Genomic DNA, 20,254 nt, shown 5'->3' with positions numbered 1-20,254 from the left:
TTCAGGCCTTTCTCGCGGCGCGGATCAAGTCCAGCGCTTCCTGCGGGTCGATCCGGCCATCATAGAGCGCGCGGCCGGAGATAGCGCCTTCGAGTTTGCGGGCGTCCGGCGCGACCATGCGGCGGATATCGTCCATCGAGGCGAGACCGCCCGAAGCGATGACCGGAATGGAAACCGCGTCCGCAAGCTCCAGCGTCGAGGCCCAGTTGATGCCGGTCAGGATGCCGTCGCGGTCGATGTCGGTATAGATGATCGCCGAAACGCCGGCGCCCTCGAACTTCTTGGCAAGCTCGATCACGCCGAGCTCGGAGGCCTCGGCCCAGCCTTCGACCGCGACCTTGCCGCCCTTGGCGTCAATGCCGACGGCAACCTTGCCCGGGAATTTGCGGCAGGCTTCGATCACCAATGCCGGATCGCGCACGGCGACCGTTCCCAGAATGACGCGGGCAAGACCGCGTGACAGCCAGTTCTCGATATGCTCCAGCGTGCGGATGCCGCCGCCGAGCTGTACTGGGTTGCGGGTCGCCTTGAGGATCGCGTCAACGGCTGCGCCGTTGACTGTCTCACCGGCAAAGGCGCCGTTGAGGTCGACCACGTGCAGCCACTCGAAACCCTGCTCTTCAAAGGCACGGGCCTGGGCCGCCGGGTCGGGGTTGTAAACCGTCGCCTGGTCCATGTCGCCGAGCTTCAGGCGCACACATTGCCCGTCCTTCAGGTCGATTGCGGGAAAAAGGATCATGGGTCTGTCCAATCGAGAGGGCGAAAGCTCAGGGCTTCCAGCGCAGGAAATTCGAGATGAGGGCGAGGCCGAGCGCCTGGCTCTTTTCCGGGTGGAACTGCGAGCCGGCCTTGTTGCCATTGGCGACGAAGGCGGTGACGGGACCGCCGTAATCCGCCTCGGCAACCACGTCGCCGGCGTTCTCGGCCGCCAGATGGTACGAATGCACAAAATAGGCGTGCAGGCCGTCTTCGCCAACGCGGATGCCGTCAAGCAGCGGATGGGCGCGCTTGAGCGTCAGCGTGTTCCAGCCGATCTGCGGGATCTTCAGCGCGGTATCAGTGGGCGTCATCTCGACGACATCGCCCGGGATCCAGCCGAAACCATGCGTGATGGTCTTTTCGAGCCCGCGCGACGACATAAGCTGCATGCCGACGCAGATGCCGAGGAACGGCCGGCCGGCTTGCTCGACCGCTTCGGTCAGTGCCTGCTCCATGCCATCGACCGCGGCAAGGCCGCGGCGACAATCGGCATAGGCGCCGACGCCCGGCAGCACGACGCGGTCGGCGCTCGCGACGCGCTCCGGCCTGTCGGTAAGGTCGATCTCGGCTGCAATGCCGGCCTCACGGGCGGCCCGTTCGAAGGCCTTGGTGGCCGAGCGCAGGTTGCCCGAGCCGTAATCGATGATGGCGACGCGCATCAGCGTTCTCCGTAGGAATCAAAAAGGCCGAGACCGGGTCCGCCGCTTGAAGGCTTGCGTACGGTCCAATCGGCCGGGGAGGGCGGGGCAGGCCTTGTCTCGCCGGAGGCCACGCTCGTGAAATAGATCTCTTCGGCGGCTTCGAGACTGGGTGCCGCCACGATGGAGCGCAGCGTCCAGTCGCGGGCCGCCAGGCTGCGCGCCACCAGAACCGGTCCTTCAAGCGCCACCACGAGCCGAAGCGCGAGCTGCGCCAAGAGAGATGGCAGGAAGCCGCTCTCCTGGTTTGACAGAAAGATTAACGAGATCTGCAGAACAGCAACTGCGATTCCGATTGTCCATTGGCGCTTGGCAAGAAGCCAAAGCGCCGGGAAAAGGAAGGCCCACCAGGAAAAGCCGTCGGCGACGAAGCGCGCGCGCTCGTCATCGGCGCGTGCACCCGGCGGAGTCAGGATCAGGTAAGAAGCCATGGGTTCAGCCAGTGACTAGATCACGAAACGTGATCGATTCTAACAGGATAGAGCGGGATGCGGGCGGAAAACCGCACGCACTTTTCCTCATCCCGCTCTAGCCGCTCTAGGCGAGGGTCCCCTTGGTCGAGGGAACGCGGCCGGCCTGGCGCGGGTCGATTTCGGTTGCCGTGCGGAGCACGCGGGCGACGGACTTGAAGCAGGTCTCGGCGATGTGATGGTTGTTGGCGCCGTAGATGTTCTGGATATGCAGCGTGATCCCGGCATGCTGGGCGAGCGCCTGGAAGAATTCGCGCACGAGTTCCGTGTCGAAAGTGCCGATCTTCGGTGCGCTGAAAATGACGTTCCAGACGAGGAACGGCCGGCCGGAAACGTCGACCGCCGCACGCGTCATCGTCTCGTCCATCGCCAGGTCGAGCGAAGCGTAGCGGGTGATGCCGCGCCGGTCGCTGAGGGCCTTGGCAAGCGCCTGGCCAATGGCGATGCCGGTGTCCTCGACCGTATGGTGGTCGTCGACGTGCAGGTCGCCGTCGGTCTTGATCTCCATGTCGATCAGCGAATGGCGGGCGAGCTGGTCCAGCATATGGTCGAAGAAGCCGACGCCGGTCGAAATCTTCGAAACGCCGGTGCCGTCGATGTTGACCGATACGGACACCGCGGTTTCGTTGGTCTTTCGCGAAACCTCTGCAGTGCGGCTGGACGTGGCTTCTGCCATCGGGCTCTCCTGTATACGCTGACGCGGCTCCTTATCAGGCAAACGCTGAAATATCCAGAACTTGAGCGTCGATTCGAATCAACCGACATCAGGCCGCGAATGAAGATTGCGCCTCCTGCCGGTTGCCATTTGCAAATGTGTCTGCCGTACTTACATAGGCCCCAAGCAACCAGGCTCGTTCGGAGCCGCAACGCCCCCAAGTAAACGCCCCCAAGTATCAGGGGCCGACAGGTACCTTCATGAGCGAACACAATCCCTACGGAACGATGCATGCGACGACCATCATCACGGTACGCAAGGATGGCAAGGTGGTGATGGCCGGCGACGGCCAGGTGAGCCTCGGCCAGACCGTGATGAAGAGCAACGCCCGCAAGGTGCGGCGGCTTGCCAAGGGCGACGTGATCGCCGGTTTTGCCGGCGCCACCGCCGATGCATTTACGCTTCTGGAACGGCTCGAGGCCAAGCTTGAGCAATATCCCGACCAGCTGATGCGCGCCGCAGTCGAGCTCGCCAAGGACTGGCGCACCAACAAGTATCTGCGCAACCTCGAAGCGATGATGCTGGTCGCCGACAAGTCGATCACGCTGGCGATCACCGGCAATGGCGATGTTCTGGAGCCTGAGCATGGCACGATTGCGATCGGTTCGGGTGGCAACTACGCCTTTGCCGCGGCCCGCGCCTTGATGGATAGCGACAAGTCGGCCGAGGATATCGCCCGGCGGGCGCTGCAGATCGCCGGTGACATCTGCGTCTACACCAACCACAACATCGTCGTGGAGACGCTGGATGCCCAATGATCCGGTGCATGTCAGCTTCGTGCCAGTGGTCGATGACCATCTGCCGCTGCTGCATGCCTGGCTGAGCGAGCCGCATGTTCGGCAATGGTGGGGCGACCCGGACAAGGAAGTGGCGATGATCCGCGAGGGCTGCGCGTCAGGAGAAGTGGAAGGGTTCATCTTCCACGTGGCGGGCGAGCCGGCCGGCTATATCCAGTCCTGGCTGCCGTTCCAGTATCCGGACGAGGAGCCCTGGGCGAAGGATCTGCCGGCTGACGTGCCCGGTATCGACATCTTCGTCGGCCCGGCGGAACTGACGGGCAGGGGCGTCGCCGCGCTGGCGCTTAAGGCCTTCGCCGAAAGGCTCTTTGCCGCCGGCGCGCCCCGCATCGTGATCGACCCCGATGCGGGCAACCGCCGGGCTGTCAGCGCCTACACCAAGGCCGGCTTTGTGCCCTACGCAGAATGGATAGATGTATCCGGCCGCACGCTCCTGATGGAGCTGACGCGGACCGAGTTTGAGAGGACTACATGAGTACGTTTTCACCCAGAGAAATCGTGTCGGAACTCGACCGTTTCATCATCGGCCAGAATGACGCCAAGCGCGCCGTGGCCATCGCGCTGCGCAACCGCTGGCGCCGCCAGCAGCTCGGCGACGAGTTGCGCGACGAGGTCATGCCGAAGAACATCCTGATGATCGGCCCGACCGGTGTCGGCAAGACCGAGATATCGCGACGCCTCGCCAAGCTCGCCGGTGCGCCCTTCGTCAAGGTCGAGGCGACCAAGTTCACCGAGGTCGGCTATGTCGGCCGCGATGTCGAGCAGATCATTCGTGACCTCGTCGAGGTCGGGATTGGCCTCGTGCGTGAAAAACGCCGGACCGAAGTCAAGGCAAAGGCGCACCAGAATGCCGAGGAGCGCGTGCTCGATGCGCTGGTCGGCGCCACCGCGTCGCCGGCGACGCGCGATTCGTTCCGCAAGAAGCTGCGCGCCAACGAACTCGACGACAAGGAGATCGAGATCGACATTGCCGAAACCGGCGCGCCGGGCGGCTTTGAAATTCCGGGCATGCCCGGCGCCAATATCGGCGTTTTGAACCTCTCCGAAATGTTTGGCAAGGCGCTCGGCGGCCGCACGAAAAAGGTCAAGACCACGGTCAAGGCCTCCTACGGCATGCTGATCGACGACGAGTCCGACAAGCTGCTCGACAACGAGCAGATCCAGCGCGAAGCGATGAAGGCGGTTGAAGACGACGGCATCGTCTTTCTCGACGAGATCGACAAGATCGCATCGCGCGAAGGCGGCATGGGTGCCGGCGTATCGCGTGAAGGCGTGCAGCGGGACCTGTTACCGCTGGTCGAAGGCACGACCGTTGCGACGAAGTACGGGCCGGTCAAGACCGACCATATCCTCTTCATCGCTTCGGGTGCTTTCCATGTGTCGAAGCCCTCGGACCTGCTGCCGGAATTGCAGGGTCGTCTGCCGATCCGCGTCGAGCTCCGCGCGCTGACCAAGGAAGATTTCCGTCGCATCCTGACGGAAACTGAGGCGAGCCTGATCCGCCAGTACAAGGCGCTCTTGGAAACGGAAGAGGTCAAGCTCGACTTTACCGACGATGCGATCGATGCGCTCGCCGATGTCGCGGTGCAGCTGAACGCCAGCGTCGAGAACATCGGCGCCCGCCGGCTGCAGACGGTGATGGAGCGCGTGCTGGACGAAATCTCGTTCAATGCGCCTGACCGTGGCGGACAGGCCGTCACGATCGATGCCGAATATGTGCGCAAGCATGTCGGCGATCTCGCCGCCAACACCGACCTGTCGCGCTACATCCTGTGACATTTCGGTCGACGCGGGTGTGCAAACGCCCACAACCCTGAATACGCCGGGCGCCTGTCTCTCGACAGGCGCCCGCATTTTTTCTAACACGGACGCGGAAATGGATCGTGGTCCGGGCATCTTTCCGACATGATCTTGGCGTAGGAGCCGCCCGCCGACAGAGGCAGCCTCCACCAGTCACAGGAAGAAGAGATCGTGCGTTTCACCGCCTGCATGCTCGCTATCGCCACGTTTTGCCTGACCGCAAGCCAGTCAATCGCAGCGACTGCTGTTCCGCCGGGCAACCGCAGCGTCGAGCAGCCGGGCATCCCCGGTGCTTCCGTGCGCCGCACCAAGGCGGGCCGGACCTCCTTCGATGCCAAGTTCGAGAAAGTCCGCGATCTCCTGGCAACGGACAAACAACTCATCAGCAAGATCAAGTCCGTGTCGCGCGCCTATGGCATCGCCCCGATCCACATGGTCGGCGCGATTGTCGGCGAGCACACCTATAATGTCGACGCCTACGACCGGCTGCAGTCCTACTACGTCAAGGCGGCCGCTTACGCCGGCAACAGCTTCCAGTTCGGCTATGAAGGCGAGACGGTCGCCGAATTCGTTGCCCGGCCGCAGTTTTCCGAATGCGGTGCGAAAAAGGGCGCCTATGCGCTGTGGAGTTGCCGCGAGCGCGTCTGGGACAATGACTTCCGCGGCAAGTCGGTGGGCGGCAAGTCCTTCCCGAACAACCGCTTTAGCGCCGTCTTCTTCCAGCCGTTTTTCGCCGGCCAGACCTTCGGCCTCGGCCAGATCAATCCGCTGACGGCGCTGATGCTGACCGACATTGTCGCAAAGACGTCGGGCTATGATCGCCTCGACGAGAACAACGCCGCTGGCGTCTATGAAGCGATCATGGATCCGGACGTCTCGCTCGCCTACATGGCGGCCTCGATTCGCCATTCGATCGACGCCTATAAGTCCATCGCCGGCGTCGACATATCCACCAATCCCGGCGTTACCGCGACGCTCTACAATGTCGGCAACCCGGACGGCCGCGCCGCTGCCCTTGCCGCCAAGATCCAGAGCGGACAGGCCCATTGGCCGGAGGAAAATTATTACGGCTGGCTCGTCAACGACAAGCTGTCGGAACTCGAAAGCCTCTTGTGATTCACGTGAAGCACTTTCCTTGATTGCGCCGTAAAAACCTGAAATCTTGGCGCAATCGAGAAAAGGCAATCACCATGGACACGCGTCCGGAGCCCTTCGAACCGCCGGCTCCCGTTCCGCGAGTGGGCATCCCTTCCTACCTGAAGATCATCAGGACGGTCTTGCGCAATCCGCTCGAACTTTGGGGCGAACCGTCCTATACGCTGCCCTGGATCGAGACGAAGTTCGCCACCCAGCGCACACTGATCGTCAACGATCCCGGCCTCATCCGCCACATCCTGGTCGACAATGTCGGAAACTACGAGATGTCGAAGGTGCGGCGGCTGATCCTCAGGCCGATCCTGCGCGACGGCCTGCTGACGGCGGAAGGCGAGGTCTGGAAGCGCTCGCGGAAAGCCATGGCGCCGGTGTTCACGCCGCGCCATGCCAGGGGCTTTGCCGGCCAGATGTTGAAGAGCTCGCAGTTGTTCGTCGAGCGCTATGCAGGCGCGGAAAAGGCGCCATTCACCACCAACATCGCCAACGACATGACCGAGCTCACCTTCGACATTCTCGCCGAAACGCTGTTTTCCGGCGAAGTCGCCGTCGAGAAAGACGGCTTCGTCCAGAGCGTGGAGGAGCTTCTGCACCGCATGGGGCGGGTAGACCCGATGGATATCCTGCTCGCGCCCGAGTGGATACCGCGCCTGACCCGAATCGGCGGCAAGAAAGTCATGAACCGCTTCCGGTCGATCGTGTCGGAGACGATGGCGCTTCGGCGCCGCAAGATGGCGGAGGATCCGGAGGGTACGCCGAAGGATTTTCTGACGCTGCTTCTGGAGATCGAGGGTAGTCAGGGTCTGTCGACGGCTGAGATTGAGGACAATATCCTGACCTTCATCGGCGCCGGGCACGAGACCACCGCCCGGGCGCTTGCCTGGACGCTCTATTGCATCGCCAATACGCCGGCCTATCGCGAGACGATGGAGGCCGAGATCGATACTGCGATTGCAAGCGGTGCCGAGCCGGTCGAATGGCTCGGCCTGATGCCGCATGTGCTTGCGGCCTTCGAGGAGGCGATGCGGCTCTATCCGCCGGCGCCGTCGATCAACCGCGCGGCGATCGAGGACGACGAGTGGACTTCGCCATCCGGCAAGCGGGTGCGTATTCCCAGGGGCATCGCGGTGCTGATCATGCCCTGGACGCTGCATCGCCATGTGCTCTACTGGGACCGGCCGCGGGCCTTCATGCCCGAGCGTTTCCTGCCGGAAAACCGCGAGAAGCTGCATCGTTACCAGTATCTGCCCTTCGGCGCCGGCCCGCGGGTTTGCATCGGCGCCACTTTCGCCCTGCAGGAGGCGGTGATCGCGCTTGCCGTGCTAATGCATCGTTATCGCTTTGATCTGACCGAGGAGACGCATCCCTGGCCGGTGCAGCGGCTCACTACTCAACCGCGGGGCGGCTTGCCGATGAAGGTGTCGGTTCGCTGAAGGTCTTGCCGGGGATCGGCGACTGCACCGATCGAACCGGCGAATCGGCCGGCTTCGGCTGCTGCAGCAGTTTCGACGGCTTCTTGATCGTCTTGATCTGGGCGCAGGTTGCGTCGCCGACGCCGTCGCAGGGCTTGTAGACGACGATCTCGCTGCCTGCACCATCATCCCAGACCGCCTGGATCGTCAGCGTCTGCGCCGTCTTGGCCGGCAGCGAGATATAGACATACTCGGCCGTCTCGTCGCCCGGCAGGTTGAACGGCAGCTGCGGATTGCACTTAGCCAGCGGGAAGCGCTTATCGAGCGCGTCCGAATTGATCGAGTAGCGGATCTCCGATAGCCGGCAATGCATCGTCTGCAACGCGGTGAAATAGATCAGTTGTCGGTCGTCATAGTCCCGAAACTGTATCCAGCCGGTCTGCTTGTTGGCATCGAGCATCGCCTTGTAGATCGCGACTTCGGGCAGTTGCGGCTTGTATTCCTCTTCTTCGGAGTCCTGAGCTTGGGACGCACGCGCCTGAAGACAAAGGAAACCCGCCGACAGCAGCGCGGCGACAATCAACGGACGGCGGCTTTCGAGCATGCGGAAGAACTCCTGCCATTTCCACCGGTGTCGCTGTACTCATCGTCGATGTCTGCGCCACGATGGTTTTCTCCTGAAATATGTCATATCACCGCATCGATCCCCATTGAACCCGGGGCGTTACGCCCCGCGCGAATTCCGGACTGCGCGAATTGAGCTCTCATTTTCTTCTCGGCATCGATACCGGCGGCACCTACACCGACGCCGTCCTCTTCTCGGAAACGCAAGGCGTCGTCGCCAAGGCCAAGGCGCTGACGACCCGCCACGACCTGGCTGTTGGCATTTCCGGTGCGGTCGAAGCCGTGCTCGACCAGGCGAAGCTGCCGGTAGCGGCGATCAGCATGGTGTCGCTGTCGACGACGCTTGCCACCAACGCCCTTGTCGAGGGCCAAGGGGGACGTGCCGGCCTCGTCATGATCGGCTTCGGGCCGGATGACCTGAAGCGCGACGGGCTGCTCGAGGCGCTTGGCTCCGATCCGGTGATCTTCCTGCCGGGTGGTCACAATGTGCATGGCGGCGAAACGCCGCTCGACATGAGCGAACTCGACGCTGCTTTGCCGGTGCTTGCCGGCCAGGTCTCCTCCTTTGCGATTGCCGGCTATTTCGCCGTCCGCAATCCGGATCATGAAAAGCGGGTGCGCGACCGTATTCGCGAGGTGTCGCATCTGCCGGTCACCTGCAGCCACGAGCTTTCTTCCAAGCTCGGCGGACCGCGCCGTGCATTGACGACGCTGCTCAACGCCCGTCTCGTCTCGATGATCGACCGGCTGATCGGCTCTTGCGAGGGCTTCCTCAAGGCGCGCGGCATCGACGTTCCGATGATGGTCGTGCGCGGCGACGGTGCCTTGATCTCGGCCGAGGAGGCGCGGCTGCGCCCGATCGAAACGATCCTCTCGGGTCCGGCGGCGAGCCTCGTCGGCGCAAGGCATCTGACTGGTCTCGACAATGCCGTGGTCTCCGACATTGGCGGCACGACCACCGACGTGGCGGTCCTTGACGGCGGCCGCCCGCGGCTCGACGCTGAAGGGGCCGTCGTCGGCGGCTTCCGCACCATGGTCGAAGCGGTGGCGATGCGGACCTATGGCCTCGGCGGTGATTCGGAAGTGCGGATCAACGACCGCGGCCTCAAGGCCAAGCTCGATCTTGGCCCTCGCCGGCTGATGCCCTTGAGCCTTGCCGCCGCACTGCACCGCGATGCCGTCATCTCGGTGCTGGAAAAGCAGATGCGCGCGCAGCACCGCGGGCGCCACGACGGACGGCTGGCGGTGCGCACCGGCCTGCCGGACCATCTGGCAAGCGGTCTGCAGCCGCAGGAGCAGGCGCTTTACGAGCGAATCGGCACGGTGCCCATTGCTCTGGAAACGCTGCTGGTCTCGACGCCGCAGAAAGCGACGCTCGACCGACTGGTCGCGCGCGGTCTCGTGCATATCTGCGGATTGACGCCTTCGGATGCGATGCACGTGCTTGGGCGGCAGTCCCAATGGAATCTCGACGCGGCACGCCTCGGCATCGAGCTTGCAGCACGCATGCGCGATGGCTCGGGCCAGCCGATCGCCGCCTCTCCGGAAACAATGGCGCAGATGGTCGTCGACCGACTGACCAGGCAATCGTGCGAAGTCATCCTGCAGGCCTGTCTGGGTGAAGACGGGGCGACGATCGATCCGGCAGCCTCACAGGCCGTCGACCGGGCGCTCAACCGGGTGCCCGGCATTGTCCGCTTCTCGCTCGCCCTTGATCGGCCGCTCGTCGGCCTCGGCGCTTCGGCGCCGGTTTATTATCCGGCGATCGCCGACATGCTCGGAACCGAAGCGGCCATTCCTGCCGAGGCCGGCGTCGCCAATGCCGTCGGCGCCGTCGTCGGTCAGGTCCGAGCAACAGTCACCGTTTTCGTGACGATGCCGGAGGAGGGTATCTATGTCGTGAACGGTGCCGGGGTCAGCGAACGCTTCCTTGATCAGGAAAAGGCTTTCGGTGCGGCCCGTGGGCGGGCCGAGGCCCTGGCGCTCGAGGCGGCGCGCACCAACGGCGCCGAGGATCCCGCCTCGATGCTGCGAGAGGAAATCGATGCGCCGGAAGTGGAAGGCAGCCGCAAGCTGATCGAAGCCCGGTTCATTGCCTCGGCCAGTGGCCGGCCACGCATCGTCCACGATTGATCTTTTCCATTTCGGAAACAATTCTTCGCATCCTTGCAGAATTGACAGGGAATGAATTGGTGAGAAACTGCGGCCGTTTCACGCGCGCATTTCGCATCGGGTCGTTTTCGGAAGATTGCCGCGAACCTCCGGGCGCAGGATCAAAATGTTGGGGCGTTTTCATCGCATCCGGACGGATCGGTGGCGCTCCTTACGTCTATTTCAAGGAGTTGGCAGATGGACCGCATTGAGAAGTTTGGTTTGAGGATTGATGCGGGTCTCCATCAGTTTCTGGTGGAAGAGGCGATGCCGGGCACCGGCGTCGATGCGGAACACTTCTTCGAGCAGCTATCCGAGCTCGTGCATGCGCTCGCGCCGAAGAACCGGGCTCTGCTCGCAAAGCGCGACGACCTCCAGGCCAAGCTCGACGCCTGGTACAAGCAGAACGGCGCGCCCGTTGACATCGAGACCTATCAGGCATTCCTTCGTGATATCGGCTACCTGTTGCCCGAGGGTGGCGAGTTCAGCGTTTCGACCGCCCATGTCGATCCGGAGATCGCGACAATCGCCGGCCCTCAGCTCGTCGTTCCCGTCATGAACGCACGTTATGCCTTGAACGCCGCCAATGCGCGCTGGGGTTCGCTTTACGATGCGCTCTACGGCACGGACGCGATCTCCGACGCGGACGGTGCCGAGAAGGGCCGCGGCTACAACCCGAAGCGTGGCGCCAGGGTCATCGCCTGGGCGCGCGACTTCCTCGATGCCAGCGCACCGCTGGCGAAGGGGAACTGGGCCGACGTCGCGTCGCTCAAGATTGCCGGTGGCGCGCTGACAATCGGGCTGAAGGACGGCTCGAACACGACGTTGCGCAATGCGGCCCAGTTCGTGGGTCATTCCGGTCAGGAAGGCGCGCGGTCGGAGATCGTTCTCCGGCACAACAATCTGCATGCAATCGTCGTTCTCGACGGCTCGACGCCGATCGGCAAGGAAGATCCGGCCGGCATCTCCGACGTCATTCTCGAATCGGCAATCACCACGATCATGGACTGCGAGGATTCGGTCGCGGCCGTCGATGCCGAGGACAAGGTCGTCGTCTATCGCAACTGGCTCGGCCTGATGAAGGGCGACCTCGAGGAAGAAGTCGCCAAGGGTGGAAAGACTTTCACCCGTCGCCTCAATGCCGACCGCATCTACACGGCTGCTGCCGGCGGCACGCTGTCCCTCCCCGGCCGCTCGCTGATGCTGGTGCGCAATGTCGGCCACCTCATGACGAATCCGGCTATCCTTGACCGCGATGGCAAGGAAGTGCCCGAAGGCATCATGGACGCCATGGTGACCGCACTGATCGCCCTGCACGACATCGGCGAGGGCGGCCGGCGCATGAATTCCCGTGAAGGTTCCATGTACGTCGTCAAGCCGAAGATGCATGGGCCTGAGGAAGTCGCCTTCGCCTGCGAGATCTTTGCGCGCGTCGAAAAGGCGCTCGGCATGGCGGCCAACACCATGAAGATGGGCATCATGGACGAGGAACGCCGCACCACCGTCAACCTCAAGGAATGCATCCGCGCCGCCCGCGAGCGCGTCGTCTTCATCAACACCGGCTTCCTCGACCGCACCGGCGACGAGATGCACACCTCCATGGAAGCCGGCCCGATGATCCGCAAGGGCGATATGAAGCAGGCCGCCTGGATCGGCGCCTACGAGAACTGGAACGTCGACGTCGGCCTTGAATGCGGCCTCTCCGGCCACGCCCAGATCGGTAAGGGCATGTGGGCGATGCCCGACCTGATGGCGGCAATGCTGGAACAGAAGATTGCTCACCCGAAGGCCGGCGCCAACACCGCCTGGGTCCCGTCGCCGACGGCCGCGACGCTGCACGCGACCCACTACCATCGCGTCAATGTCGCCGAGGTCCAGGCAACCCTGAAGAGCCGCACCCGCGCCAAGCTTTCCGACATCCTGTCGGTGCCGGTCGCGGTTCGCCCGAACTGGACGCCGGAGGAAATCCAGCGCGAACTCGACAACAACGCTCAAGGCATCCTCGGCTACGTCGTGCGCTGGGTCGATCAGGGCGTCGGCTGCTCGAAGGTGCCTGACATCAACAATGTCGGCCTGATGGAAGACCGCGCGACGCTGCGCATTTCGGCCCAGCACATGGCCAACTGGCTGCACCACGGCGTCGTCACCGAGGCTCAGGTCATTGAAACCATGAAGCGCATGGCCGCCGTCGTCGACGGCCAGAACGCCGACGATCCGCTCTATGTCGCTATGGCCGGTAATTTCGATGGCTCGATCGCCTTCCAGGCGGCCATCGAGCTCGTTCTCAAGGGCCGTGAACAGCCGAACGGCTACACCGAACCGGTCCTCCATCGCCGCCGGCTGGAGCTGAAGGCATGCAACGCGGCCTGATTCGGCGCCGACGTGTGAATGTTGATCCAGAGCCGTGCCCGTTCGCTTGAACGCACGGCTCTGTCTTTTTGCTTGTATTCCTGGTTCCCCTGCGTCGACTTGGCCGCAGCCTCCACTGGGACGTGGTCTAAAACTCGGCCCAGCCGTCGGTTGCGAGGGCGGCATTGCCCTGTGTCGCGTAGGTGGCTGAGCGCCGGGCTGCCTGGGCGGCCGGCCGGTCCTGATCGCGGATTGCGGTTGCAGCCGGGGCAGGGGCTCTCGATCCGCCCATTGCCTGCGTCTCACCGGCAAGGGTGAAGCGCCCGATCAGGTTGCGCAAGTTCATGCCTTCCTGCGCCAGCGTGGCGGAGGCGGCATTGGCTTCCTCGACCATGGCCGCGTTCCTCTGCGTCACCTGGTCCATCTGGTTGACGGCGGTGTTGACTTCGCTGAGGCCCACGGACTGTTCGCGGGCGGAGGTGGCGATCGCAGCCATATGGTCGTTGATGGTGATCACATGCGCCTCGATCGTCTGCAGCGCCTCGCCGGTGTCGCGCACCAGGCGCACGCCGCTTTCGACCTCCTGGCTCGATGTACGGATGAGATCCTTGATTTCCTTCGCGGCCTTGGCCGAGCGCTGGGCAAGTTCGCGCACCTCCTGGGCGACGACGGCAAAGCCCTTGCCCGCTTCGCCGGCGCGCGCCGCCTCGACGCCGGCGTTCAGCGCCAAAAGGTTCGTCTGGAAGGCGATCTCGTCGATGACGCCGATAATGCTGGAAATCTGGCTCGAGGATTCCTCGATCCGGCGCATCGCCTCGACGGCATTGGCGACGACGACGGCGGACTGGGCGGCACTGGTTTTCGCCGCGCCTGCGACATCGCGCGCCTCCTCCGTCCGTCTCGATGAATTGCTAACATTGGCGGTGATCTCGTCGAGCGCGGCCGCCGTTTCCTCGAGCGAAGCGGCCTGCTGTTCGGTGCGCTTCGACAGGTCGTCGGCGCTTTGGCTGATCTCACGCGTGCCCATGCCGATGTTGCCGGCACTGTCGGCGACGGCGAGCAACGCATCGTTGAGCTGCCCTGCCGCCTTGTTGAGGTCGTGTCGCAACTGTTCGAACTCCGCGGCGAAAGGCGCGTCCAGTCGAACGGCGAGATCGCCATTGGCAAGCCGTTGCAGCCCGCTGGCAAGACCTGCCGTCGCCTGCGTCAGCCGCTCCTGAGCGTCCTGTTCCGCCTGTTTCTGCACGCGAATGCGCTCGGCCTCGCTGCTGCGGCGATTCTCTTCCGCTTCCGCCTGCAGCCTGAGGTTCGATCGCGCCGCCTCGCGGAAGGATTGGATGGCCCGCGCCATCTCGGCGATCTCGTCCTTGCCGTTCACCGGTCCGTCGCTGTCTTCGACGTGGCCGTCGATCAGCCGGCGCATGGCGGCGATCTGCCGGCCGAGCGGTCCGACGACGCCGCGTAGAACGACGAAAAAGGTGCCGGCGGCAAGCGCCATGACGAGACCGATGATGGCGATGTTGAGCTTCTGCACCGTTTCGAACTCGCGATGCTTGGCTTCAAAGGTCGATCCGGAAAGCTCGACCTGCAGATCCGAGATCTCGGAGATCGTTGCCGTCAGTGGGTCGATGGTCGCATAGAGTTTGTCACGCACGAAAGCATCGAGCGCGTTCTGGTCCTTGCTCAAGAGGATTTGTCTCAGCGCCGCGATCGAGTCCATCGCAACGATCATCTGGCTTTGTGCATTCTCGACCAGCCGCCGTTCTTCGTCGGTCATCGAGGTTGCCGCATAGGCGTCCCAGTTGGTCTTGATCGCCGCCCGGGCCGCATCGACGGAGGCAAGGCCACTCTCCATCGATTCGTTGCCGTTGCGCACCTTGTGGGCGGCGTCGACGATCGAGACCGCAAAAGCGTCCGACGTCGCCTTGAGGTTCTTCAACGGCACGATGCGATCGGCGTAGACCGCGTCCATCGTTTCGCTGGTTTCCGACAGCTTGGACTGGCTGTGGATTGCGATGCCGATGGCGATCGTTGATAGCAGCGCAATCGCGCCGATGAGCTTGGTCTTGATCAGCATGCCAGTCCCTCCCAACGGAATTTCTTGGGCACACTGTTTCTTTTATTTAGATAACGCTTACTTAATAAGCGCTTGGATTTAAGTCGAAATTGAAGTTTTCGAGCCCGCGCGGACCAGTGTTCGCGACCCTGGTTTGAGCGCATTTCGCCACGGCAACTTTGCGTCGCTGAGGTGCGGTGTTGCGGCTGCGCGCAAAAGCAAGTGACGGTTGAGCGCGAAACGAAAAAAAGCCGCCGAACGGGTCGGCGGCTTGAACGGTGTCGAAGTGATTCGATTACTGCTGAACGACCACGCGAGCGCTCTTGCCGGGGCGGACACGCGAGTAGAGGTCGATGATGTCCTGGTTGATCAGGCGGATGCAGCCCGACGAAGCGGCAGTGCCGATCGACGACCATTCCGGCGTGCCGTGCAGGCGGAACAGCGTATCCTTGCCTGCGTCGTTGAAGAGATAGAGCGCGCGGGCGCCGAGCGGGTTCTTGAGGCCGGGGCCCATGCCTTCCTCGACATACTTGGCCACTTCCGGCTTGCGCTCGGCCATTTCCTTCGGCGGATGCCACATCGGCCATTCCTGCTTCCAGGCGATATAGGCCTCGCCTTCCCATGCAAAGCCGGCCTTGCCGACGCCGATGCCGTAGCGCACGGCCTTGCCGCCCGGCAGCACATAATAGAGGAAGCGGTTCGGCGTGTTGACGACGATCGTTCCCGGGCGTTCCTTGGTGGCGTAGTCGACGATCTGGCGATGGTAGCGGCTGTCGACCTTGTTGATCGGGATCGCCGGCAGTGCGTAGCCGTGATCCTCAACTGCGCCATAATCGCCCGTGAAGATCTGGTTGGTCGCGACCTGTACGGTCGCGGGAGCGGGTTCGTTGGCAGCGGTCTCGGATTTGGACGATGTTGTCGAGCAGCCGGCAACAGCGAGTGTCGCCGCGAGGCTGCACAAGAGGAAGGCATTGCGGAAGCGCATGGGTGTCTCTTAAAAAGAAGCAAAGAAAAACTGGGTCGCCGCGACCAACAGTGACTACGGTTATTTTCGATTAGTTTGTGCTATGCAAGAGATTGCGCGGCCACAATTTGGCTGAAAAGTGCAAATTCCATGACCCTTGTTTTTTTGCAACAAAATGACCGGCCCAAAGGGGGCCCGGACGCATGACGATCCTCTCCATCCATGGCGATAACCCGCTGATCGACGGCCGCCAGTCGAATCGTGCGATGATGGTGCGCCGCGGCGTGCAACGGCTCTTCGCTGAACTGGGTCACGCGGTCTTGCCGGAATTGACGCTTTCAAGCGGAAGGCGCGCCGATCTCATTTCGCTGTCGGCCAAGGGCGAGATCTGGATCGTCGAAATCAAGACCTCGATCGAGGACTTCCGGGTCGACCGCAAATGGCCCGACTACCGGCAGCATTGCGACCGGCTGTTCTTTGCTACCCATGCCGGCGTGCCGCTCGAAATTTTCCCTGAGGAGTGCGGCCTGTTGCTGTCCGACGGCTATGACGGGCACATCGCTCGCGAAGCGCCGGAGCACAAGCTCGCGGCGGCAACGCGCAAATCCGTGCTGCAGCTTTTTGCCCGCACGGCCGCCCAGCGGCTGATGCTCGCTGAGTGGGCGGCCGAGCGCAACACCGAACTCGGCGGCTCGATCGGCGATATCCTCTCGGGCAACCGCGACAGCGGCGGCTGACGCGGTTATCTGCCCCGTTACTTGGGCGCGCGCTTGGCGAGGATGCGCTGCAGGGTGCGGCGATGCATGTTGAGCCGGCGTGCCGTTTCCGAGACATTGCGCTCGCACATCTCATAGACGCGCTGAATGTGCTCCCAGCGAACGCGATCGGCCGACATCGGGTTTTCCGGTGGCTCGACCCGTTCGCCCTGGCGCTGAACGAGGGCCGCGAAGATCTCGTCGGCATCGGCGGGCTTGGCGAGATAGTCGACGGCGCCGAGCTTCACCGCGTTGACGGCCGTTGCGATGTTGCCGTAGCCCGTCAGCATGATCATGCGTGTGTCGTCGCGCCGTCCGCGGATCGCCTCGATCACGTCGAGACCGCTGCCATCACCGAGTCTGAGGTCGATGACGGCATATTTCGGCGGGTTGCCCTTGGCCTTGGCGATGCCTTCCGCGACCGATTCGGCGATGTCGACCGAAAAGCCGCGGGCTTCCATGGCGCGGGCAAGGCGCCTGAGGAAGGGTGCGTCGTCGTCGACGAGCAACAGGGTGCGGTCCGGTCCGATCAGTTCGGCGTCCTGTGCCGGCGTGCTGGGCGAAGCTGTCGATTTGTCGGTCATTCTCGCAATCCTTGGGCGAAAACAGTGCGCTTTCGTTGAGATTATAGGTTTCTTCCGGTCTCGTTCAATAAACTGCGAAATGTCATTTCGCCAGTTTCGTATCCATCAGGGCGCGCGGCCATTCGACGCTGACCCGGGCGCCAGGTCTGTCCGGTCCGCCGTTTTCAAAGCGCAGGCGTGCGCCGGAGCGTTCGAGCAGCGTCTTGGCAATGAAGAGACCGAGCCCGAGGCCGCCGGCACTGTCGTCCTTCTGTCGCCGGGTCACATAGGGTTCGCCGATGCGCTGCAGGATATCCGGCGCAAAACCGTCGCCATCGTCCTCGATCGTCACGCGGACGCGGTCGCTGCTGTGCTCGACCGTCACGGTCACCTGCTTCTTGGCATAGTCGACGGCGTTTTCGAGCAGGTTGCCGAGCCCGTAGAGGATGCCGGCATTGCGATTGCCGACCGGCTCGGAGCTGCGGTCGCCCTTGTCGACGAGGTTGATGTGGATGCCGAACTCGCGGTGCGGCGCCATCACCTCCTCGATCAGCGACGACAGCGGCAAGAGGCGCATGTGCTCCTCGCTTTCGGACGACAGCGTCGTCAGCCGCTTCAGGATATCGCGGCAACGTTCGCTCTGGCTGCGCAGCAGATGCACGTCCTCGCCGAAGCGCGGATCGTTGCCAAGCTCACGCTCCATCTCTTTGGCGACGACGCTGATCGTCGCCAGCGGCGTGCCAAGTTCGTGCGCGGCGGCGGCCGCAAGGCCATCGAGCTGCGACAGGTGCTTTTCCCGCTGCAGCACGAGCTCGGTCGCCGTCAGCGCTTCCGACAGTTCGCTCGCTTCCAGCGAGACGCGATACGTATAGAAGGCGGCAAAGGCGGTCATGGACACGATCGCAAACCAGATGCCGGCGGTCAGGACCCGCGGCATCAACAGAACCGTGCCCGGATACCAGGGCAGCGGAAAGGGCGAGAAAGCGAGTGCTGTGATCGCGATCACCGCGAGGCCGGCAAGGATGATGCTGTGCGATTTCGGCTGCGACGCCGAGGAGATGATGACCGGGACGCAGAGCAGCGGGGCAAAGGGATTGGTGAGCCCGCCGGTGATGAACAGCAGCCCGGTGATCTGCGCGAGATCGAGGCCCAAGAGTGCGAAGGCGGCCGGCGGCTGCAGCCGGTGCGTCGGCGGATAGCGCAGCGTTACATAGGCGTTGACCAACGCGAGGCTGGCGATCAGCACCAGGCAGGAAATCAGCGGCAGCGGAAATTGTAGCCAGAAGGCGGTGATGAGCACGGCGATCGACTGGCCGCCGACGGCAAGCCAGCGTAGCCGCACGAGCGTCTGCAGGCGCAGGCTGCGGTTGCTGGTCTGGTCGTTGGTGTGTTCGAGTGCAACTGTGGTCATTCGTGCCTACATTCCAGTCATCGGAGGTTTCGTCTCATGTACCACGGGGCTTCGCCCGTGTCGTCGGCGCCGCATTGGCCGGATCCTCGGGCCAGGGGTGTTTCGGGTAGCGCCCGCGCATGTCGGCGCGCACGTCCCGCCAGGAACCCGCCCAGAAGCCGGGCAGATCGCGCGTCGTCTGGATCGGCCGATGGCCGGGCGAGATCAGTTCGAGCAGCAACGGCAGCCGTCCGTCACCGATCGCTGGGTGGGTCTTGAGGCCGAACAGCTCCTGCACGCGGATCGACAACAGCGGCTCGTCACCGTCGTAGTGGATCGGATGTCTTTGCCCGGTCGGCGCCTCGAAATGCGTCGGCGCAAGTCTGGCGAGTTCCCGCTGCCGCTCGTGCGGAATGAGGGACAAAAGCCCGTCCGAAAGGTTGGATGCCTTGATGTCGGCGACGGCAGTGACGCCGTGCTGGAAGGGCACGAACCAGTCGTCGAGACGGTCGAGCAATGCATCGTCCGAAACATCCGGCCAGGGCTCTCCGATCGAGCGGTTGAGGAAACCGATGCGGTCTCGCATCTGCATTGCTTCCTTGGAGAACGGCAGCGCGGCAAGACCGAGTTGGCGCACGCCGTCGGCGAGTGCCTTGGCGGCAGCCTCGCCGGTCGGGCGGGCAAGTGGTGTCTCCTCAAAGACGATCGCGCCAAGCCGCGTCACGCGGCGCGCCCGCACTTGGCGGCTTGCCCTGTCGAAGAAGCTTTGGTCTTCGCGGGTAATCGCCTCGGGCATATGCGCTTCGACCTCGGCGCGCGTCAGCTCGGCTGCCGCCAGCACCCGTTGCCCGCCGGCGCGGCCGGTCAAGTCGGCGATGACGAGCATCGAGGCGGCGGCAAGCCGTTCGGTCTCCGGGATCTCCGCGCCCCTGCCATTCGCCATGACGAACCGTCCGCGGCCGCCGCGCTGAAGCGCGATGCGATCGGGAAAGGCTTGCATCAAAAGCGCACCGGGCTGGATCGGCTCGTTCGACTTCGGCGCGCCCTTCAGCTCCGCCGCCATGCGGCGCGCGAGGTTACGCGAGGCCTCGGCCCGATCGCCGCGCTCCTGCCGGAAGCGGCGCAGGCGATCCTCGAGATCGATGCTGTTACCGCCGATCCCCTGCTCGGTGAGCATGACCGCGAGCAGGCAGGCCGCTTCCGCCTGACCCTCTTCGGCCGCGGCAACCGCCATTGCCGCAAGGCGCGGCGGCAGGGCCAGATCGCGGATCTTCCGACCCTTTGGCGTCAGTGAACCGATGTCGTCGAGCGCGCCAAGTGTGGCCAACAGCTTTCGCGCCTCGGCAAGCGTGGTTTCCGGCGGCAGGTCGATAAAGGCAAGGGTGGTGGGATCGCTGACCCCCCAATGGGCGCAGTCGAGCAGCAGGCCGGAGAGGTCGCTGGCCAGAATCTGCGGCGGTGTGAAGGCGGCAAGGGCCGCGGTCTGTCCGCTGTGCCAGAGGCGAATGGCGATGCCGGGCTCGGTTCGTCCGGCACGGCCGGCGCGCTGGTCGGCAGACGCGCGCGAGACCCGCACGGTCTCCAGCCGGGTGATGCCGG

18 protein-coding genes (1 of these 18 cut by a window edge) are annotated in these 20,254 nt (G+C 63.6%); 8 read left to right on the top strand and 10 right to left on the bottom strand.

From position 1 onward, the window contains the following. Position 1: 1 nt before the first annotated feature. The 4 genes from hisA to hisB form a co-directional block, all read right to left on the bottom strand. Positions 2-739: a 1-(5-phosphoribosyl)-5-[(5-phosphoribosylamino)methylideneamino]imidazole-4-carboxamide isomerase gene (gene hisA / locus BBX50_RS05385; RefSeq protein ID WP_065774292.1), complete on the bottom strand. Its 738-nt coding sequence runs from the start codon at positions 737-739 to the stop codon at positions 2-4. 28 nt (positions 740-767) lie between these two features. Further along, complete coding sequence (gene hisH / locus BBX50_RS05380) at positions 768-1,418, bottom strand: imidazole glycerol phosphate synthase subunit HisH (protein ID WP_065774291.1); 651 nt, start codon at positions 1,416-1,418, stop codon at positions 768-770. Further along, complete coding sequence (locus tag BBX50_RS05375; protein ID WP_065774290.1) at positions 1,418-1,888, bottom strand: DUF2628 domain-containing protein; 471 nt, start codon at positions 1,886-1,888, stop codon at positions 1,418-1,420. Before BBX50_RS05375 ends, hisH begins: the two co-directional genes overlap by 1 nt. Positions 1,889-1,994: 106 nt before the next feature. Then, the gene (hisB, locus tag BBX50_RS05370; RefSeq protein WP_065774289.1) at positions 1,995-2,603 is read right to left on the bottom strand and encodes an imidazoleglycerol-phosphate dehydratase HisB; all 609 of its coding nucleotides are present in this window, start codon (positions 2,601-2,603) and stop codon (positions 1,995-1,997) included. Between the two features lie 239 nt (positions 2,604-2,842). Here hisB and hslV point away from each other — a divergent pair, with 239 nt between their 5' ends. The 5 genes from hslV (at position 2,843) to BBX50_RS05345 (ending at position 7,824) form a co-directional block, all read left to right on the top strand. Next, positions 2,843-3,400: an ATP-dependent protease subunit HslV gene (gene hslV, locus BBX50_RS05365; RefSeq protein WP_051659613.1), complete on the top strand. Its 558-nt coding sequence runs from the start codon at positions 2,843-2,845 to the stop codon at positions 3,398-3,400. Further along, positions 3,390-3,914, top strand: a complete 525-nt coding sequence (locus tag BBX50_RS05360) for a GNAT family N-acetyltransferase (protein ID WP_065774288.1) — start codon at positions 3,390-3,392, stop codon at positions 3,912-3,914. Before hslV ends, BBX50_RS05360 begins: the two co-directional genes overlap by 11 nt. Next, entirely contained in the window at positions 3,911-5,215 is a 1,305-nt protein-coding gene (hslU, locus tag BBX50_RS05355; RefSeq protein ID WP_065774287.1) for an ATP-dependent protease ATPase subunit HslU, read from the top strand. Before BBX50_RS05360 ends, hslU begins: the two co-directional genes overlap by 4 nt. Positions 5,216-5,410: 195 nt before the next feature. Next, complete coding sequence (locus BBX50_RS05350) at positions 5,411-6,355, top strand: DUF1402 family protein (protein ID WP_139108523.1); 945 nt, start codon at positions 5,411-5,413, stop codon at positions 6,353-6,355. A gap of 74 nt (positions 6,356-6,429) precedes the next feature. Beyond that, entirely contained in the window at positions 6,430-7,824 is a 1,395-nt protein-coding gene (locus BBX50_RS05345) for a cytochrome P450 (protein WP_065774286.1), read from the top strand. Here BBX50_RS05345 and BBX50_RS05340 read toward each other — a convergent pair. Further along, positions 7,778-8,407: a hypothetical protein gene (locus tag BBX50_RS05340; RefSeq protein ID WP_065774285.1), complete on the bottom strand. Its 630-nt coding sequence runs from the start codon at positions 8,405-8,407 to the stop codon at positions 7,778-7,780. The two genes, BBX50_RS05345 and BBX50_RS05340, sit on opposite strands and share 47 nt — an antisense overlap. Before the next feature lie 152 nt (positions 8,408-8,559). Between BBX50_RS05340 and BBX50_RS05335 the strand changes: the two genes are divergently transcribed. Further along, positions 8,560-10,560, top strand: coding sequence for a hydantoinase/oxoprolinase family protein (locus BBX50_RS05335; RefSeq protein ID WP_065774284.1), 2,001 nt, complete (start codon positions 8,560-8,562; stop codon positions 10,558-10,560). A 216-nt stretch (positions 10,561-10,776) separates the two neighbouring features. After that, positions 10,777-12,948: a malate synthase G gene (locus tag BBX50_RS05330; protein ID WP_065774283.1), complete on the top strand. Its 2,172-nt coding sequence runs from the start codon at positions 10,777-10,779 to the stop codon at positions 12,946-12,948. 127 nt (positions 12,949-13,075) lie between these two features. On the opposite strand, the gene BBX50_RS05325 is transcribed toward BBX50_RS05330, so the two are convergent. Further along, entirely contained in the window at positions 13,076-15,004 is a 1,929-nt protein-coding gene (locus BBX50_RS05325) for a HAMP domain-containing methyl-accepting chemotaxis protein (RefSeq protein WP_065774282.1), read from the bottom strand. A gap of 274 nt (positions 15,005-15,278) precedes the next feature. Then, on the bottom strand, positions 15,279-15,968 hold the full coding sequence (locus tag BBX50_RS05320) for a L,D-transpeptidase (protein WP_065774281.1): 690 nt from the start codon (positions 15,966-15,968) through the stop codon (positions 15,279-15,281). 182 nt (positions 15,969-16,150) lie between these two features. On the opposite strand from BBX50_RS05320, the gene BBX50_RS05315 reads away from it, so the two are divergent. Continuing rightward, complete coding sequence (locus BBX50_RS05315; RefSeq protein ID WP_065774280.1) at positions 16,151-16,684, top strand: MmcB family DNA repair protein; 534 nt, start codon at positions 16,151-16,153, stop codon at positions 16,682-16,684. A 17-nt stretch (positions 16,685-16,701) separates the two neighbouring features. Here BBX50_RS05315 and BBX50_RS05310 read toward each other — a convergent pair whose 3' ends face one another. The 3 genes from BBX50_RS05310 to hrpB all read right to left on the bottom strand — a co-directional run. Then, positions 16,702-17,286 carry an ActR/PrrA/RegA family redox response regulator transcription factor gene (locus BBX50_RS05310; protein ID WP_065774279.1) on the bottom strand — a complete coding sequence of 195 codons (585 nt, stop codon included), beginning with the start codon at positions 17,284-17,286 and terminating at the stop codon, positions 16,702-16,704. An 82-nt stretch (positions 17,287-17,368) separates the two neighbouring features. Further along, complete coding sequence (locus BBX50_RS05305) at positions 17,369-18,676, bottom strand: ActS/PrrB/RegB family redox-sensitive histidine kinase (RefSeq protein ID WP_065774278.1); 1,308 nt, start codon at positions 18,674-18,676, stop codon at positions 17,369-17,371. A 34-nt stretch (positions 18,677-18,710) separates the two neighbouring features. Then, a protein-coding gene (gene hrpB, locus BBX50_RS05300; protein ID WP_065774277.1) for an ATP-dependent helicase HrpB crosses the window boundary here: on the bottom strand, positions 18,711-20,254 show its 3' portion. 925 nt of this gene lie beyond the right edge of the window; only the last 1,544 of its 2,469 coding nucleotides appear in the window; its start codon lies off the right edge, out of view — the gene reads right to left on this strand; the stop codon is at positions 18,711-18,713.

It is taken from the genome of Ensifer sp. LC11 (genome assembly GCF_001695835.1).
Classification (GTDB): domain Bacteria; phylum Pseudomonadota; class Alphaproteobacteria; order Rhizobiales; family Rhizobiaceae; genus Ensifer.
This window is presented reverse-complemented; position numbering and strand designations above follow the sequence as displayed.

What these genes read in the sequence shown, in the direction of transcription:
- hslU (WP_065774287.1), top strand. Translation starts at nt 3,911, where the DNA reads ATGAGTACGTTTTCACCCAGAGAAATCGTGTCGGAACTCGACCGTTTC.
- BBX50_RS05330 (WP_065774283.1), top strand. Translation starts at nt 10,777, where the DNA reads ATGGACCGCATTGAGAAGTTTGGTTTGAGGATTGATGCGGGTCTCCAT.
- BBX50_RS05360 (WP_065774288.1), top strand. Translation starts at nt 3,390, where the DNA reads ATGCCCAATGATCCGGTGCATGTCAGCTTCGTGCCAGTGGTCGATGAC.
- BBX50_RS05305 (WP_065774278.1), bottom strand. Translation starts at nt 18,676, where the DNA reads ATGACCACAGTTGCACTCGAACACACCAACGACCAGACCAGCAACCGC.
- BBX50_RS05345 (WP_065774286.1), top strand. Translation starts at nt 6,430, where the DNA reads ATGGACACGCGTCCGGAGCCCTTCGAACCGCCGGCTCCCGTTCCGCGA.
- BBX50_RS05340 (WP_065774285.1), bottom strand. Translation starts at nt 8,407, where the DNA reads ATGCTCGAAAGCCGCCGTCCGTTGATTGTCGCCGCGCTGCTGTCGGCG.
- BBX50_RS05375 (WP_065774290.1), bottom strand. Translation starts at nt 1,888, where the DNA reads ATGGCTTCTTACCTGATCCTGACTCCGCCGGGTGCACGCGCCGATGAC.
- hslV (WP_051659613.1), top strand. Translation starts at nt 2,843, where the DNA reads ATGAGCGAACACAATCCCTACGGAACGATGCATGCGACGACCATCATC.
- hisA (WP_065774292.1), bottom strand. Translation starts at nt 739, where the DNA reads ATGATCCTTTTTCCCGCAATCGACCTGAAGGACGGGCAATGTGTGCGC.
- hisB (WP_065774289.1), bottom strand. Translation starts at nt 2,603, where the DNA reads ATGGCAGAAGCCACGTCCAGCCGCACTGCAGAGGTTTCGCGAAAGACC.
- BBX50_RS05325 (WP_065774282.1), bottom strand. Translation starts at nt 15,004, where the DNA reads ATGCTGATCAAGACCAAGCTCATCGGCGCGATTGCGCTGCTATCAACG.
- BBX50_RS05315 (WP_065774280.1), top strand. Translation starts at nt 16,151, where the DNA reads ATGACGATCCTCTCCATCCATGGCGATAACCCGCTGATCGACGGCCGC.
- hisH (WP_065774291.1), bottom strand. Translation starts at nt 1,418, where the DNA reads ATGCGCGTCGCCATCATCGATTACGGCTCGGGCAACCTGCGCTCGGCC.
- BBX50_RS05320 (WP_065774281.1), bottom strand. Translation starts at nt 15,968, where the DNA reads ATGCGCTTCCGCAATGCCTTCCTCTTGTGCAGCCTCGCGGCGACACTC.
- BBX50_RS05310 (WP_065774279.1), bottom strand. Translation starts at nt 17,286, where the DNA reads ATGACCGACAAATCGACAGCTTCGCCCAGCACGCCGGCACAGGACGCC.